The sequence below is a fragment of the Janthinobacterium sp. FT14W genome (assembly GCF_009208755.1).
Classification (GTDB): Bacteria; Pseudomonadota; Gammaproteobacteria; order Burkholderiales; family Burkholderiaceae_D; genus Janthinobacterium; species Janthinobacterium violaceinigrum.
The window spans coordinates 1-15,286 of sequence record NZ_WFLL01000076.1; the positions used below are offsets into that span (position 1 = coordinate 1).

Annotated in this window: 13 protein-coding genes; 3 read left to right on the top strand and 10 right to left on the bottom strand. The window is 66.7% G+C overall.

All coding sequences use genetic code 11. From position 1 onward, the window contains the following. From GCN74_RS27145 to GCN74_RS27170, 6 genes are all read right to left on the bottom strand, one after another. The coding region (locus GCN74_RS27145; protein WP_152259539.1) for an AAA family ATPase at positions 1 to 1,414 on the bottom strand (1,414 nt) is incomplete at its 3' end. Next, the gene (gene tssE / locus GCN74_RS27150; RefSeq protein WP_152259540.1) at positions 1,411 to 1,887 is read right to left on the bottom strand and encodes a type VI secretion system baseplate subunit TssE; all 477 of its coding nucleotides are present in this window, start codon (positions 1,885 to 1,887) and stop codon (positions 1,411 to 1,413) included. The genes GCN74_RS27145 and tssE, both read right to left, overlap by 4 nt. Before the next feature lie 66 nt (positions 1,888 to 1,953). Beyond that, on the bottom strand, positions 1,954 to 2,445 hold the full coding sequence (locus GCN74_RS27155) for an Hcp family type VI secretion system effector (protein ID WP_034750126.1): 492 nt from the start codon (positions 2,443 to 2,445) through the stop codon (positions 1,954 to 1,956). Positions 2,446 to 2,480: 35 nt separating this feature from the next. Continuing rightward, the gene (gene tssC, locus GCN74_RS27160; protein WP_152259541.1) at positions 2,481 to 3,971 is read right to left on the bottom strand and encodes a type VI secretion system contractile sheath large subunit; all 1,491 of its coding nucleotides are present in this window, start codon (positions 3,969 to 3,971) and stop codon (positions 2,481 to 2,483) included. A 1-nt stretch (position 3,972) separates the two neighbouring features. After that, positions 3,973 to 4,482, bottom strand: a complete 510-nt coding sequence (gene tssB / locus GCN74_RS27165; protein ID WP_152259542.1) for a type VI secretion system contractile sheath small subunit — start codon at positions 4,480 to 4,482, stop codon at positions 3,973 to 3,975. A gap of 37 nt (positions 4,483 to 4,519) precedes the next feature. Further along, on the bottom strand, positions 4,520 to 5,119 hold the full coding sequence (locus GCN74_RS27170; RefSeq protein ID WP_152259543.1) for a tetratricopeptide repeat protein: 600 nt from the start codon (positions 5,117 to 5,119) through the stop codon (positions 4,520 to 4,522). Positions 5,120 to 5,398: 279 nt separating this feature from the next. On the opposite strand from GCN74_RS27170, the gene tssJ reads away from it, so the two are divergent. The 3 genes from tssJ to icmH are packed head-to-tail and all read left to right on the top strand — an operon-like array spanning position 5,399 to position 8,179. After that, positions 5,399 to 5,998 (top strand): type VI secretion system lipoprotein TssJ, encoded by a 600-nt coding sequence (gene tssJ / locus GCN74_RS27175; RefSeq protein WP_152259544.1) that lies wholly within the window; start codon positions 5,399 to 5,401, stop codon positions 5,996 to 5,998. Positions 5,999 to 6,029: 31 nt separating this feature from the next. Beyond that, positions 6,030 to 7,400, top strand: coding sequence for a type VI secretion system baseplate subunit TssK (gene tssK / locus GCN74_RS27180; RefSeq protein WP_152259545.1), 1,371 nt, complete (start codon positions 6,030 to 6,032; stop codon positions 7,398 to 7,400). Next, a complete protein-coding gene (gene icmH / locus GCN74_RS27185) occupies positions 7,397 to 8,179 on the top strand; it encodes a type IVB secretion system protein IcmH/DotU (protein WP_152259546.1) in 783 nt (260 codons plus the stop codon). The genes tssK and icmH overlap by 4 nt, the downstream gene beginning before the upstream one ends. Positions 8,180 to 8,306: 127 nt before the next feature. Here the strand turns inward: icmH and GCN74_RS27190 are convergent, their stop codons facing one another. The 4 genes from GCN74_RS27190 to GCN74_RS27205 form a co-directional block, all read right to left on the bottom strand. Further along, positions 8,307 to 9,095: an OmpA family protein gene (locus GCN74_RS27190; RefSeq protein WP_152259547.1), complete on the bottom strand. Its 789-nt coding sequence runs from the start codon at positions 9,093 to 9,095 to the stop codon at positions 8,307 to 8,309. Between the two features lie 9 nt (positions 9,096 to 9,104). Beyond that, the gene (gene tagF / locus GCN74_RS27195) at positions 9,105 to 10,085 is read right to left on the bottom strand and encodes a type VI secretion system-associated protein TagF (protein WP_152259548.1); all 981 of its coding nucleotides are present in this window, start codon (positions 10,083 to 10,085) and stop codon (positions 9,105 to 9,107) included. Continuing rightward, a complete protein-coding gene (gene tssM, locus GCN74_RS27200; protein ID WP_152259549.1) occupies positions 10,082 to 13,921 on the bottom strand; it encodes a type VI secretion system membrane subunit TssM in 3,840 nt (1,279 codons plus the stop codon). Before tssM ends, tagF begins: the two co-directional genes overlap by 4 nt. Before the next feature lie 216 nt (positions 13,922 to 14,137). After that, positions 14,138 to 14,977 (bottom strand): M15 family metallopeptidase, encoded by an 840-nt coding sequence (locus GCN74_RS27205; RefSeq protein WP_152259550.1) that lies wholly within the window; start codon positions 14,975 to 14,977, stop codon positions 14,138 to 14,140. Between the last annotated feature and the right edge of the window lie 309 nt (positions 14,978 to 15,286).

A 15,286-nucleotide genomic window follows, 5' to 3' on the forward strand; every position in this document is an offset into this window, starting at 1 on the left:
GGCGCGCGGCGCCGGCTTTGTCGGGCGCTTCGCCATCGGCCGCCTCGCGGGCCAGGGCGGCGATTTCCGCGCCGATGCGCTCCTGCCGCCGGTTCGCGTTTTCCAGCTGCGCCGGTGTGGCGCGCTGGCCCAGCGCCACCTGGGCGCAGGCCGTATCGAGCACGCCGATGGCCTTGTCGGGCAGCTGGCGCCCACTGATGTAGCGGTGCGACAAACGCACCGCCTCGACGATGGCGGCGTCGCGCACGCGGATGCCGAAATGGCGCTCCATCAGCGGCGCCATGGCGCGCAGCATGGCGCAGGCGATGTCTTCGCTGGGTTCTTCCACCTTCACCACCTGGAAGCGCCGCGCCAGCGCCGCATCCTTCTCAAAATACTTTTTGTACTCGCTCCAGGTGGTGGCGGCAATCGTGCGCAGGGCGCCGCGCGCCAGCGCCGGTTTCAGCAGATTGGCCGCGTCGTTCTGCCCCGCCTGGCCGCCGGCGCCGATCATGGTGTGCGCCTCGTCGATGAAGAGGATGATGGGGTGCGGGCTTTTCGTCACCTCGTCGATGACGTTCTTCAAACGGCTTTCGAATTCGCCCTTCACGCTGGCGCCGGCCTGCAGCAAGCCCATGTCGAGCGCGTGGATGCGCGCGCCCTGCAGCACCTCGGGCACGTCGCCGGCGGCGATGCGCAAGGCCAGGCCTTCCACCACGGCCGTCTTGCCCACGCCCGCCTCGCCCGTGAGAATCGGATTGTTCTGGCGCCGGCGCAGCAGGATGTCGACGGCCTGGCGTATCTCCGCCTCGCGGCCGATCACGGGATCGAGCTTGCCGTCGCGCGCCAGCTGCGTCAGGTCGCTGGTGAACTGGTCCAGCGCGGGGGTTTTGCTGGCCAGGACAGTCACCGGGTCGACGGTCGTTTCGGCAAGCTGCGGCACGCCGGCGCTTTCCTCCTCCACGGAGCCGGTTGTCAGCTTGTCCGGATGGTGCTTCAATTGCTCGACGCTAAAACGGGCGAACAGCTTCGAGCCGCGGTACGCAAGCTGCGACAGTTCCGGCTCCGTCAGCAGCGCCAGCAGCAGGTGGCGGCTGCGGATGGGTCCCGGCCGCGCCGTGTCCAGCGAGGCGATCAGCCAGGCATGTTCGAACAGCAGCGGCAAGTGCGGCGAGAACACGGGCGTGCGCGCGCTCCCCGTCCTGAAGCTGCCGATCTCGCGGCGCAGGTCCGCTTCCAGCGCCGTCAGGCTGATTTCGCTGCGCCGCGCGATGGTGACGAAATCGCTGCGCTCCTGCTCCAGCAGGGCCAGGAACAGGTGTTCGATATCGACTTCATACTGTCCCAGCCCCACGCAGATGCCGGCGGCGCGCGTGGCGGCCGTGCGCGCCGTGTCATTCAGTTTGGCGATCAGGGTTTTCAAGTTATTGCTCATGCGGCAGCTCCCTTGCGGTGGATCGAATAGCGCAGCGACGATGGCTGCAGCACGGCGTCGAAATTGACCGTCTCGCCGCCCGCCATCACGGCCAGCGTGCCGCTGATGACGAAGCCGACCCGGTTGATGCTGCCCGCGTCCCGCTCCAGGCGGGCGCGCACATTGCGCAGGCGCGGTTCATGGCGTTCGATGGCGGCTTTCAGCGCGGCGCAGATGCGGGCGCGGTCATCGCTGCTGGACAGGCACATGCCGGCGAAATCGATCAGGCCGTAGTTGACGATGGAGGCCGCGCATTCCGGGTAGGCGTCGAGCGCGCCGGGCGGCAGGGCCACGCGGGTGTTGAGCAGTTCCTCGAGGTCGCGCGCCACCGCATCCTTCAATTGTTCGAGCGACAGGCGCGCCGCCACGCCACCCGCCGCCGCGCTGCCGCCGCCCATCAGGCGGTCGAACAGGCCGGGTACATAACTGTCCATGCGCTCTCCTGAAAAGCCGGCGCGGCGCGCGGGCGCAGGTGGCCGCCGCGCGCCGCGCGCCATGAATCAAGCCACGCGGTTCGCGGCCAGGTCCCAGCCGCCCGAGGTATTGCCGCCGGCGCCGCCCGTCACTTTTTGCTGCGTGTATTTCCACTTCACCTTCGAGAACTTGAAGCCCACGTGTTCGCCCAGGATGTCGCCCTCTTCCACGTTCGGAGTGACGGCGCCGATCAGCACATTTTCGATCTCGATTTCAAAGTACTTGACGCGTTCGCCCTGGCCGTCGGCGCGCATGAATTCGAAGCGCGCCTTGGGGATGGTCTTGCCGGCCGAGCAGGTCTGCAGCAGCACCGGCGAGGCCAGGTCGGCCAGCTTGGAGATGACGATGTCCTTGTGCTCGCAGCGTTCGGCCGTGTGGCCGCCGCCCGTCGAAGCGGTGGCGGATTTCGGCTGCTCGACGCTCCAGCTGACCGATTTGCATTCGATCCAGTCCTTGTGCTTGTCATCGGTGGATTCGCCCTTGATGCCGTCTATCTGCAGATATACATCGATTGCCATGGTGTGCTCCTCTGGTTAAAAGATGATCCGGTGGATCAGGAATTGGTCGACTTCGGCAACTCCGCGACCAGTCGGAGCGAAACGGATAATTCATCGAGCTGGAAGTGCGGCCGCAGGAAGGACACGGCGCGGTACACGCCGGGCCGGCCCGGCACTTCATGCACCTGCACGGAAGCTTCGCGCAGGGGGAACTGCGCCTTCTGTTCCTGGCTCGCGTTATCGTCGAGCAGCACGTACTGCATCAGCCAGCGGTTCAAAAAATCTTCCACGTTGGCGGCGGCGGCAAAGCTGCCGATCTTGTCGCGCATCATGGCCTTCATGTAGTGGGCGATGCGCGAGACGGCAAAGATGTACTGCAGCTGCGACGACAGCACCGCGTTCGCATTGGCCGCGTCGCTGTTGTACTTGCGGCTTTTCTGCGCCGACTGCGCGCCGAAGAACGCCGCATACGCCGTGTTCTTGCAATGCACCAGCGAGATGAAGCCCAGGTCCGACAACTCCTTTTCGCGGCGGTCGGTGATCGCCACTTCGGCCGGGCATTTCAGGGCCACGTCGCCCTCGTCCGTCTTGAAGGTGTGGGTGGGCAGGTCGTCTACCAGGCCGCCGCCCTCCACGCCGCGGATGGCGGCGCACCAGCCATAATCGGCAAAGGCGCGCGTCAGCTTGCTGCCGAAGGCGTACGCGGCATTGCACCACAGGTATTTGTGGTGGTCGCTGCCGTCGACTTCCTCGACAAAGTTAAAGCCTTCCACGGTGGTGCCGTCGACGGGATTGAACGGCAACCGGCCCAGGAAGCGGGGCAAGGTCAGGCCCACGTAGCGCGCGTCCTCGGATTCGCGGAAGGCTTTCCATTTCGCGTACTCGATGGTGTCGAACACCTTGGCCAGGTCGCGCGGCTTGCCCAGGTCGCCGTAGCTTTCCAGGCCAAACAGTTCCGGCGCGGCCGAGGCGATGAAGGGCGCATGCGCGGCGGCGGCGATGTGCGACATCTGCTCGACGAAATACATGTCTTCCGGCTGGCGCGAGATGGCAAAATCGCCCAGCAGCGCGGCGAACGGCGCGCCGCCAAACGTGCCGAACTCCTCTTCGTAGACCTTCTTGAACATGCTGCTCTGGTCGAACTCCAGCGCCGCCTGGAAATCCTTCACCAGTTCGCGCTTGGTGGCGTTGAACATGCGGATCTGCAGGCGCGTGCCCGTATCCGAATTGCCGACCAGGTAGCGCAGCCCCGTCCAGCTTTGCTCGAGCTGCTGGAACGGCGCCGCGTGCATGATTTCGCTGAGCTGGGCGGAGATCAGGCGGTCGATTTCCGCCACGCGCCCGTCCAGGGTCGCCGACAGGCTGCTGGACATCAGCACCGTGCCGTCGAGCACCTGCGCCACCAGTTCCGAGATCAGGTCGCGCGCGCGCGCATGTTCGGCGCCGGACTTGGCGACGCGGCTTTGCTCGACGATCTGGTCCAGCAAGTCGGTGGCGGCCGGCGCGCCGGCGGTCGATACTGCGAGGGCTTCTGCCTGGGCGCTCATCTCAATCCTCCTGCGCTGGGAACTGCGGTTTCAGGGTGGCCAGGCTGTCCGTGTTGTTCAGCACTTCCGTCAGCAAGTCTTCCAGCTTGTCGTTGCCGGCCAGCTTGTTGCGCAGGTCGGCCAGCTTGGTGCGCGCCTCGAGCAGCTTGCGCAAGGGTTCCACCTGGCGCACCACCGATTCCGGGCGGAAGTCGTCCATCGAGCGGAAATGCAGGTCGACGGCAAACGTGCCGCCCGCCTCGCCGAGGCGGTTCGGCACGGCGAAACGGGCGACCGGTTCCACGCCGGCCAGCACTTCGTCGAAGTTGTCGCGGTCGATGGCGACGAACTTGCGGTCTTTTAAGCGTTTTTTGTCGCTGTCCGGATTGCCGCCAAATTCGCCCAGCACGCCGACCACGAAGGGCAGCTCCTTGTTTTCAATCGCGTCGCCAATCTCGACGTCGTAGGTCATTTGCACGCGCGGCGCGCGTATCTTTTGCAGGCGCTTCTGCACGCTGTCGGACTTGGGCATGTCGCTTCCTTTGCGAAGGGGTGGTGGGAATGCCGGCTTATTTCAGGCCGCTGAACGGGTCGGCCGCGCTGCCTGGCGACGCCGCGCCCTTCGCCGCCGGCGTGCCGGTGCTGGAAGTTGCAGCACGCTTGCCCGCCGCCGGCGGGCGCTTGGCCGGCGGCGGCAGCAGCACGTCCTCGCCGATGCTCGCGCGCAGCAGCTTGGCCAGGTCCTGCGCCTCCGACCGCAGCGAGCCATTCAGATTGTTTTGCCGCGACAGGTCGGCCAGCGCCTTGCCGGACAGGCGCAGGCCGCTGACGGCGACGATGCTGTTGGCGACCTTGTCGTCCGGGTCGCGCTCCAGCGCTTCGAGCGCATGGCCGATGGCGTCGCCGTACTGGCCGCGGTCGAACTTCATCTGCGCCATTTGCAGCCATGGCGCCTTGTCGGCCGGGTAGCTGCTGCCGCCGCCCTTGAGCAAGGCCATGGCCCGCTCGTACTGGCCGGCGCGCGCGGCCGCATCGGCGTCGCTCATCACTTGCGCCAGGGTCGGCGCGGCAGGAATCTTCGGCGCCGGCTGGTCCGGCGTGGCGCAGGCGGCCAGCAGCACGGCGCTGGCGAGACAGGCAATACGGGGCAATATGGTGGCTGGCTTCATCGGGGCATTCCTTCACGTGGAGGACGCTACCGCTGGGAAAGATGGGCGGCGCCTTGCTGGAGGCCATTATTGATCGCCCATTTTTTGCCAAATTGAGATTAATCAGCAAAGAAGAAGTTCCACATCACAGCCACGTGCAGTGACAGGTATCCTGATCTGGCGCAGCAATTGCCTTGATCGCAGACGGACTTTGCGTCAACGCAAGCAGGCCGCCCGTGCATGCGTTTAAATGACTGCACCACATTCATTTCCACGCACCATTTTTTGCAAAGAGCGCCCATGCCATCTGACGCCCCGTTCCGCCACCTGGCCCGCGCCAGCGCGATGCTGCTACTGGCATTGCTGCAGGCCGGCTGTGCGGGCGGCGCCATCGGCACCCTGGCCAACGCGGCGCTGCACATGGCCGGTGCGGCCAAGCCGCCGCCCGAACTGCCCGACGCGCAAAAACCGCCACGCAACGTCAGCATCCGCCTGCATGCGGCGCAGCGCCTCAACACGGATGCCGACGGCCGGCCGCTGGCGCTGGTGGCGCGCATCTACAAGCTGCGCCAGAGCGCCGCCTTCGAGCAGACGCCATACGACAGCTTCCTCGACACGCAGCGCGAAAAGGCCGCGCTGGGCGCCGACCTGATGGAAGTGAAGGAAGTGCTGCTGGTGCCGGGCCAGCGCTACGAAATACAGGAAAAAGTCAGCAAGGAAGCCGCCTTCATCGGCGTGGTGGCCCTGTTCCGCGCGCCGGCGGCACGGCGCTGGCGCGCCACCTTTGCCGCCGCCGACGCGGAACGGGGCGGCATCACCGTCGGCCTGCACGCCTGCGCGCTCAGCGTGGCCGGCATGGACAGCGGCATGGCGCCGCTGGCCGCCCTGCGCTGCCAGTAACGGCAGCAGCACACACTCAAGGAGAAACGCAATGGGCATGGCAGCGAAAGTATTGTGGGGAGAAGGCCTGTTCCTGCGGCCGCAGCATTTCCAGCGCCAGGATCAATATCACGAAGCGCGCCTGCATCACACGGCCAGCGCGCTGCATCCCTACCTGTGGGGCGTGGCGCACATGGAGTGGGACCTGGCGGCTTTGAGGACGGGCACCTTGCGCCTGCAGGCCCTGTCGGCGATCTTCCGCGACGGCGAAGTGTTCGAGGCGCTGGGCGACGGCGCGCCCGGCAGCGACACCCTGCCCCCGCCCGTGGACCTGGAAGCGCTGCCGCCGGCGGTACAGGAAGTGACCTATTATGCGGCGCTGCCCATCCTCAACGGCGAAGGCATGAACTACACGGCGCTGGCGTCCAAGGCCGGCACGCCGGCCAGCACGCGCTTTGCGCACGCCATGCGCGCCACGCCCGACCTGTTCACGGAATCGGCCGTGGCCGACGTGGCCTACCTGAAGAAGGCCGTGCGCCTGATTCCCGACAGCGAGGCGCGCGGTTCCTACGACTGCCTGCCGCTGATCGCCCTGCGGCGCACGGTCTCGGGCGGCTTCGAGCCCGTGCCCTCGTTCATGGCGCCCAGCCTGGCGATCGCCGGCGCGCCGCGCCTGCAGGGCATGCTGGAACACCTGCTGGACGCGCTGCAGGCGAAGGTGAGCGCGCTGCACGGCCACCACCGCGAACCGAGCCGCAACGTGATCGAATTCCGCTCGGGCGACGTTTCCTCGTTCTGGCTGCTGCACACGGTCAGCACGGCCGCCGCCGCGCTGATGCATTACGTGCGCCATCCGGCCCTGCATCCGGAGCGCCTGTACGAAGCGCTGCTGGGCCTGGCGGGTGGCCTGCTCAGCTACTCCAAGCATTACACCCTGGCCAGCCTGCCCGCCTACGACCACGCGCAGCCGGGCGCCTGCTTCGACGCTCTCGACGCCATCATCCGCGAACTGCTCGACACCGTCATCTCGTCGAAGTATTTTTCCATCACCCTGGTCGAGGACAAGCCGTCGTACTACCTGGGCAAGCTCGATTCGGGCAAGATCGACCAGCACACCACCCTGTACCTGGCAATCCGCGCCGCCATGCCCGCCATCGAACTGGTGGACGTGGTGCCGCTGCGGGTGAAGGTGGGCGCGCCCGACGACGTGGAAAAATGCGTGCTCACGGCCATGCCCGGCCTCAAATTGTCGCATGCGCCGCAGGTGCCGGCCGCCATCCCCGTGCGCCCCGACACCTATTATTTTGCGATGGAAAACCGCGGCGCGCTGTATGAGCAGATGCTCAAGGCACAGTCGATTTCCGTCTACGTGCCGGCCGGCATACGCGACCTGCAGCTGGAACTGATTGCGGTGACGGCATGAGCCAGCTCATCGAACGGCGCGCGGCGCCTTCCCTGCTGGGACCACGCGGTCCCGCCCCTGCAGGTGCTCGCCATGCCGGCAGCGCCCTGCTGGACCTGATGCACGAAGGCTTTTACATGCTGTTCATGCTGAAGCACGGCTCGGCGCCCGGCGACGAGCAAAGCTTCATGGACCGCATCACGGCCTTCCTCGACGACTTCGAGCGCGAGGCGAAAAAAATCCGCGCCGATGGCGACGATATCGAAGCGGCCAAATATGCGTTCTGCGCGGCGGTCGACGAAATCATCCTGGCCTCGCCCTTCGCCCTGCGCAAGCAGTGGGAGCGACGCCCGCTGCAGCTGCTGATCTTTGGCGACCAGCTGGCGGGCGAACACTTCTTCGACCGCCTCGACGCCTTGCGCGGCAAGGGCGCCATGCGCGTGCAGGCGCTGCAGGTCTTCCACATGTGTTTGTTGCTGGGATTCCAGGGCAGGTATGCGATCGACGACGGCGAAAAACTCAGCTACCTGACGGCGCGCCTGGGCGACGAGATCGCCCACATCAAGGGCAAGAGCCGGGGCTTCGCGCCGCGCGCGGAGCGTCCCGACCAGGTGGTCAACAAACGCGGCAGCGACGTGCCGCTGTGGGCGCTGTCGAGCATTTTCGCCCTGCTGGCCATCTGCGCCTACCTGGGTCTGAAAACGCATCTGACGCGCAGCACGCAAACGGCCCTGGCCGCATATGCGGACCTGGTCAAGCTGGCGCCGCGGCCCGCGCACCTGACCATCACCCTGCCCTGAACACCTCACAGAACCTGCTGCGCGTCGAGATTTGCGGCCGGCGATGCTCAATGTGCATTCGCACACTTGCGCTTCTCGGCCACAACTCTCATCCGCTCGCTACGGTTTTGTGAGGTGTCAACCAAATCTATTGCGCAATCCTGAACTCGATGCGCCGGTTTCGCGCCCGGCCATCGGCCGTGGCGTTGCTGGCCACGGGACGGTCCGGCCCCTGTCCCGACACCAGCACCGAATCGGCGACGATACCCTTGCTGGCCAGGTAGGCGCGCACGGCTTCGGCGCGCGCCTGGCTCAGGGCCACATTGCTGGCGCGCAGGCCCGTGTCGTCCGTGTGGCCGATCACTTCCACCTTGCGTCCCCGCAGCTTGAGCATGACGGCCGCCATCTCGTCGAGGATGGCCAGGCCGGCGGGCGTGATGGACGCCTTGCCGCTGTCGAATTCGATGATGCGCTTATCCAGCGCCGCATCGAGCAAGCCCTGCTCGGCCTCGGCCGCCCTGACCCGCAAGCCGTTGTTGACGGTGTAGGTGGGATTGAGGCTGGTGGCGATGTCGCTGGCGATCTGCTGGCGCTGCGCCTCGTTCGCCACTTCGCCGCGCACGCTGACGTTGTTGCCGTCGATGCTGATCTGCCCCCGTGAAATGAGCTTCAGGTTCGGCGCGATCAGCTTTTGCACGTAGGCGTTCCAGTTGGCCGGCACGGCCACGGTGCCGATGGCGATCTGGTCGACCACGCGCTCGGCACCGTACAGTTCGCGCAGGCGGGCCAGCACGGCCGCCTTGCCCGCCTCGTCGGCCAGGGTGCCCGTGACGAGGATCTGCCCCGGCATGGGTGTCTGGGGCGCCTGCGCCTGGGCGTGGCAGGGCGCGCTGGCGGTGGTGGCAAGCATCAGCAGCAAAGTGGCAAACGGTTTCATCGCACTCCTTCAGGCAAAGGTATCGGCAAACATGGCGCAGGCCGAGCGCAGCGACAACTGCTCCTGCTGCAAACAGGCGGAAAAGCGGCTGAGCGCCGCATCGCGTCCCAGCTGCTGCTCCACCCAGTCCAGCTGGTCGAAGACGATCAGCCGTTCGCCGCCGGCCTGCGGATCGATCAGCGCGCGCAAGCCATGCGGGTCGGCGCCGCAAAACCCGATCACCAGCACGGGCGCCTCGTCGAGGTGGGAAAAGAACAGCGCCAGTTCGAAATCGGCATGACGCAGGAAAGGCGCGATCAGATGCAGCCAGAAACTGGCCACCAGCTCGCGCAGCTGCGCGTCCTGCGGCAGCGGCAGCACCAGACTTTTTTCCAGGCGCGGCAAGCCGCTCTGGCGCACGGGCCGCAGCAGCAGGCCCAGGCCCAGCAGCAATTCGCGCACCGTCACGGGGAACGCGGGCGAGGCCAGCATCGCCTGCAAGCCATGCACTGTCTGCGCCTGCAAGAAGGCGGCCAGCCGCGCCGCGTGGCCAGGTGCGGCCGGTTCCACTTCCACCACGTTGCCGGCCAGCGCCAGCAGGGCCGGTCCCGGTTCGGCGCTGGCCACGATGCCTTGCGACAGCTGCTCCACCCGCTGCCACAGGGGCGCCAGCGCCAGCGGGCTGCAGGCGACAAAGGCCTCGCCGTCGTCGACCTCCAGCACGCCCATGGCCATGAAGGGAAAGCGCCTGTGCGACTGGTCGTTGCTTGCTTCCAGGCGCCCGGCGATGGCGCGCCGGCTGCGCGTGCCGACGAAGGCAAAGCGCAGCGGCGGCAAGGCGTCGTAATTGAGCTTCCAGCGCGGCTCCACCGTCAGGGCACTCATGACCTGCGCCAGCCAGTCGTCGAGCAGTTGCACCAGCGCGTGATTGTCGCAAGCCTTGATGAAATCGCCCCGCGCGGGGATCTTGCCGAAGTAAGCGAGGCGCACCTGCTGCGCCGCGCGCATCATGGCGCCACCCCGGCCACGGCCGCGGCGGCGATGGCCGGCGCGGGAGGCGCGGCAGGAACAGCGGGCGTGCCGACGATGGTCTCGGGCAGCTGCATGCCGCGAAAGCCCTGCTCCTGCAACGCCGCAGTCCCGCCCGCCCCCGCCCCCGCCGTTTCGGCGCTGCTGGTGATTTTCAGGTCGAGCGCCACGGCCACCTCGCCGCGCGCCCAGCGCAGCTCGAACACGCCGCCGTCCTTGCGCTTCTTGGCCGCCGCATCGATCATGCGCTTCAAGCCGAATTGCCCCGGCTCGTTGAACAGCTCCACCGTGCGCCCGTCGAAGGTGACGGCCGTGATGCGCGCGCCCTGGGCGCCTGCCGCGCCTTGCGGGCCAGGATGCAGCATATTCGTCCACTGCGCCGGGGTATTGCGGTAGCGCAGCTGCTGGCCGTCGATCTCCACCGTGTATTCCAGGGTGCCGGGCGCGGGCGACGGCTGGATCTGGAAGACGGTCTGCGCCACGCCGGAGGTGGCCGCCACGCCGCCCGCGCCCAGCGGCGCGATCCAGCCGGGGAAGCGCGCCACCACCTGCGGCGCCAGGCTGATGCCCATGTCGGCCCAGGTGCGCGGCGCCAGCACGTCGCCGCGCCGCACCACCAGGGGGCCCATGGAGGTGGTGACGAATTTCGCCACCAGCCCTTCCGGGCCGAAGAACTGGCCGATTTCCAGGTTGCTCGCCTCGATGCGCGCCGTGGGCGCAAATGGATATTTGTTCGCCAGCGATTTCTGGAACGGTTCGTACACCTGCGCTGCCCAGATCTTGTTGATATCGAGTTCCGCCGGCGCGACGATGACGGTAAAGGTCTGCATCAGCGGGCGCACGAGGATGGGACGGATGGCCTGCTTTTGCGCGTCGCTCATCCCCGTGAGCAGCTGCTCGTCGACCAGTTTCAGGGCGTCGACCAGTTCGGAACCGCTGCCTTCCAGGGTCTGCTGCATGAACTGGCGCGCGCCCGGGCCGGGATCGCCCTGGTTCTTCAGCTGGTTCAAGCGGCTGCGCAGTTTCGACAGCGCTTCCAGGTAGGCGCGCATCAGCGACGCATTGTTGTCCCTGGCCGCCACCAGCTTGCCCACGCCGGCAAATTCGCGGCCCACGGGTCCCATCGGCTTGTCCAGGCGGGCCGACTCGAGCTGCGCCTGCATGCCGGGATTCGATGCCAGCTGCGACGGCGCGCGGCGCAGCACCGTTTCCTTGAACCAGGCGACGATGCCCCGCTCGGCCTTGCGCAATTGTGCATTCTGCAGCGCCGGGTTGTCCCACGAGGTTTCGTCGTAGATGGCCGTCAGCAGTTTGGCGATCGGCGACGACTGCGGGTCGCCCAGGCGGTTCATCGCCTGCACGGCGCCGTCAAAGCCTTTCAGGTCGGCGACGGCGACACCCTGCACGAACTTTTGCCACTCGCGCGCGTAGTCGGCCTTGTACATGGCCACCAGGTTTTTTTCGATCTGTTCCGGACTGCCTTCCAGTGTCAGGTCGTCGGTGGAGGCGCTTTTCAGCACCCAGTCCGCGCTTTGCAGCTCGCGGTTGGCGGCATCGCGGAATGCGCCCTCGACGAATTTTTGCCACGCCTGGCGCGTAAAGGCGCCCGAGACGGCGTAGCTGCCCGCCAGCAGGGCTTGATCCTGTTCGCCGACGATGCGCGCCACCGTCATGCCGGGAAAACGCGTCGAGGCGCGCGCCTTGACGTCCGCATACACGCGCTCGCGCGCCGGCATGCCGCGCACCACGCGGCGCAGGTTTTCGCGGGCCTGGTCGACCAGCGCCAGCTTCTGTTCGATGCGCGGCCAGGATGGATCGCCGATCTGCGCCAGATAAAACGTCAGCAGCCGCTCGGCGCTGCGTATCATCTGTTCGCGCGGCATGGCGCCCCGGTTGCCTTCCAGCCAGCCGCGCCAGAAACGCGTCATCTGGTCGTTCAGGTGGCTGCTCTCGGCATGCGTCTTATCGGCCAGCATCAGATAGGTTTTCAGCGCATTGTAGGCATCTTCCACATTCGTCGCGCTGGCCGCCTGGTACTGCACGCTGCGCGGCGCAGCGGAAGACGCGGAAGGCGCGGCGGCCGGCGTCTGCGGCGTGCGCGCCGCGGGCTGCAGCTGGTCGGCGCTGGCGTTCATCTCGAACAGCAGCGCTTCCAGCGCAGCCGCCACGGGGGCCAGCATGACCTGGCGGGCGCCGGCAAAATATTCCTCGCGCAGCTTGCGTTCGAGCAGTTCGCCCTGGTACAGGCCCAGGCGCAAGGACCACGGCCGCTGCGTGCGGTACGCTTCCAGCTGTTCTATGCGATCCTGCAGGATCTCCAGCGCTTCCAGGCGCGACTGCAAGTCCAGGCGCCGCTCCTGCAGCTTCACCACTTTAGCTAGATCGGCCTCGACGTTGGCCACCAGTTGCCGGTTGCCCAGATAGGACCAGCTCCAGCCGCCCAGGCAGGCGCCCAGCGACACCGTGGCGGCAAAGAACACGGCATATTTGAAGCGCAGCTTGGCGCGGTTGGCATAGTTGGCGACCAGGTGCTTATCGGCAAAAATCACCTTGCGGAACAGCTCCAGCAGGAAATAGCCATGCTGGCGCGCGCCCGGCGGTGTCACGGCCGGGGCCGGCGCGAAGGCCAGGTCGAAGCGGCGCGCCACCTGCTGCGAGGAGGCGCTGACGGGCTCGCCCTCCTGCAACGCGCTGGTGAAGTAAAAGCCGCGGAACACGGGCTGGAACTGGAACGGATTTTCCTCGAACAGGGTGGCGATGAAGGCGCGCAGGGCCGGCTTGATGGCGGCAAACTCGAGCGGAAAGGTGAATACGCCGGGCGCCATCGTCTTGCGTTGCCGGTGCGCCATGTTGGCCAGGCTCAGCTCCGTCAAGCCATCGTGCAATTCATCGAAACTCTGGTCGAAAAACGCCAGCAAGTCGGCCGTGGGCAGCTTGCGCTGGTAGGGCATGGTGGCGCCCCAGACGCGCTCGCGCTCGCTGCGTTCGGCGTCCGCGAAAAACTCCGTGAAGCCGGCGATCAGGTCCGCCTTGGTAAACACGATGTACAGGGGCGCGAACACTTCCAGGCGCTCGATGACGTCCTGCACGCGCTTGCGCAGGCTGCGCGCCAGCTGCATGCCCACGTCCGGGTCGCCTTTCAATTCGGCGATGCTGACGGCGATGAGGATGCCGTTGATGGGCGCCTTGCGCCGGTATTTTTTCAGCAGGTCGAGAAAGCCGAACCACTCGCCCCGGTGCTCGTCGACGGCGCAATAGCGTCCCGCCGTGTCGAGCACGATGCCGTCCGTGGTGAAAAACCAGTCGCAGTTGCGCGTGCCGCCCACGCCTTGCACGATCTTGCCGTCGGCGAAAGGAAACTGCAGGCCCGAATGCAGGATGGCGCTGCTCTTGCCGGCGGCCGGATTGCCGATGATCATGTACCACGGCAATTCGTACAGGGCGGCAGCGCCCGATTTAATGCCCAGCTTGGACGTCTTGATGGTTTCGATGGCGGCCAGCATGCCCGTGCGCACGGCATCCAGTTCGCCCTGCTGCGTGCCGCCGGCCGCCGAGGCCGTCGCCGCCTGCGCAGCGGCGATCTCGGCCTCGTTGAAGATGGCTTGCCCCAGCATCTGCGCATTGCGCCGCGCGCGGCGCCGGCGCCACAGCCACAGGCCCAGCCACGTGACAAAGGCCAGCAGCAGCAAGGCCAGCGCCCAGACCAGCGCCACTTCCAGCGCCTCGGCGCCCAGGTACAGGAACACGGCCAGCGCCACGAAGCCGGCGATGGTCAGAGTGCGGCTGTCGGTGAAGAAATGCCAGAGTCGTCGCAGCATGATGAGCCCAGGGTGAAGTCGCAAACAGGATGGACGCCGCCGCGCAGCAAGGCGGATTCGGCCCATGCTGCCAGCAATGGGGCGCGCCTTTGTTGACATATGACAAGTACCAGGCGCCAGCGCGCGGCAAGCGTCGGCAGGCCATTGATGCCGCGCAAGTAAGCTTGCAGCGCTGAAAATCCGGCCGCCGCGCGGCGCTAGAATGGCTGGCGCGGCTTACTTGCCCAGCACGCGCGGTTGCGGCAATTCCGTGTGGCCAAAATCCATCATGGTCCAGCGTCCGCCCCAGCGCAGGCCCACCGATTCGGCCGTCACGCCATATAAACGGTAACCGCGCATGGCCCAGGCATTTTTTTCAGAAATGATGAGCTTTCCTTCATGCATGAATGCGCAATCGGCCGCCAGGCCGTACTGGTGATAGCTTTGAAACGCCCTGGCGTTCGTCACGTTCGGGCCGGCCGCCGCCAGCTGGTCCTGGCGCGCGGGACTGCGATAGCCTTCCAGCAAGACCATGTCGTAGCCATGCACCTCCTTCATGATCTTGAAGACCAGCAGCAGGCGCTGCGCGTAGTCGTGGTCGAGCAATTGCCAGTTGCGGCTGGCGCCGCCCAGCAGCGGGCGCAGCTGCGTCACTTCCGCCGTGGCAAACAGCAGCGGCGGCAAGGCCGGCGGCGGCACCAGCTGCTCGCCCTTGAGCAAGTCGCTGACCTGGTCATTGATGACATATTGCCGATCGGCATAGCCACGCAAGGCGATGCGGTCGCTGGACAGCCAGGCCAGCAGCGGCGGCACGACGACCAGCACGCTGCCCGCCAGCGACAGCCAGCGGTGACGCCACAGCAGTTGCCAGGCGCACGCCACGCCCGAGCCCGTGTGCCGCTGCACGCGCTGCCACTGCGCGCCGCCGCCCCGCTGCAACCCCTGCGCGCGCCGCTGCATGCGCCAGCCGAGGTTGACGAGCGTGTGCAGCACGATGGCGCGGCCGCCGGGAAACAGCAGCAGCCAGCAGGCAAAACAGGCAAGCAGGAAATACATCAGGACCAGGGCGACGAACATGGGGCGCTCCGTGACGGGGATCGGCGTGGGCCGGGCAGCGTGCTCGGCAGTATCGCTCGATCGTAGGCGTCCGCAACCCGCATGCGCGCGATTTACATCAAGGTCGGTCGAGTTTGATCCATTGCGGAGGTGATATTTTGTCTTTATTGAAAACCGGAGATGGCCAGTCCAGCGGTCCTACCCTGCTGGGCAAGGCGGGGGCGGCCGCCGCGCAGGCCGATGGCAAGCGCATCCTGTCGCAGCTGGAACATGGCGCCGCCGCGCCCGCCGCCAGGCCCGCCCTGCGCTGGCGCCCTGGCCGGCGGCACT

Excerpts from the sequence above, each read along its gene's own strand:
- tssE (WP_152259540.1), bottom strand. The coding sequence starts at position 1,887 with ATGGACAGTTATGTACCCGGCCTGTTCGACCGCCTGATGGGCGGCGGC.
- GCN74_RS27155 (WP_034750126.1), bottom strand. The coding sequence starts at position 2,445 with ATGGCAATCGATGTATATCTGCAGATAGACGGCATCAAGGGCGAATCC.
- tssC (WP_152259541.1), bottom strand. The coding sequence starts at position 3,971 with ATGAGCGCCCAGGCAGAAGCCCTCGCAGTATCGACCGCCGGCGCGCCG.
- tssB (WP_152259542.1), bottom strand. The coding sequence starts at position 4,482 with ATGCCCAAGTCCGACAGCGTGCAGAAGCGCCTGCAAAAGATACGCGCG.
- GCN74_RS27170 (WP_152259543.1), bottom strand. The coding sequence starts at position 5,119 with ATGAAGCCAGCCACCATATTGCCCCGTATTGCCTGTCTCGCCAGCGCC.
- tssJ (WP_152259544.1), top strand. The coding sequence starts at position 5,399 with ATGCCATCTGACGCCCCGTTCCGCCACCTGGCCCGCGCCAGCGCGATG.
- tssK (WP_152259545.1), top strand. The coding sequence starts at position 6,030 with ATGGGCATGGCAGCGAAAGTATTGTGGGGAGAAGGCCTGTTCCTGCGG.
- icmH (WP_152259546.1), top strand. The coding sequence starts at position 7,397 with ATGAGCCAGCTCATCGAACGGCGCGCGGCGCCTTCCCTGCTGGGACCA.
- GCN74_RS27190 (WP_152259547.1), bottom strand. The coding sequence starts at position 9,095 with ATGAAACCGTTTGCCACTTTGCTGCTGATGCTTGCCACCACCGCCAGC.
- tagF (WP_152259548.1), bottom strand. The coding sequence starts at position 10,085 with ATGATGCGCGCGGCGCAGCAGGTGCGCCTCGCTTACTTCGGCAAGATC.
- tssM (WP_152259549.1), bottom strand. The coding sequence starts at position 13,921 with ATGCTGCGACGACTCTGGCATTTCTTCACCGACAGCCGCACTCTGACC.
- GCN74_RS27205 (WP_152259550.1), bottom strand. The coding sequence starts at position 14,977 with ATGTTCGTCGCCCTGGTCCTGATGTATTTCCTGCTTGCCTGTTTTGCC.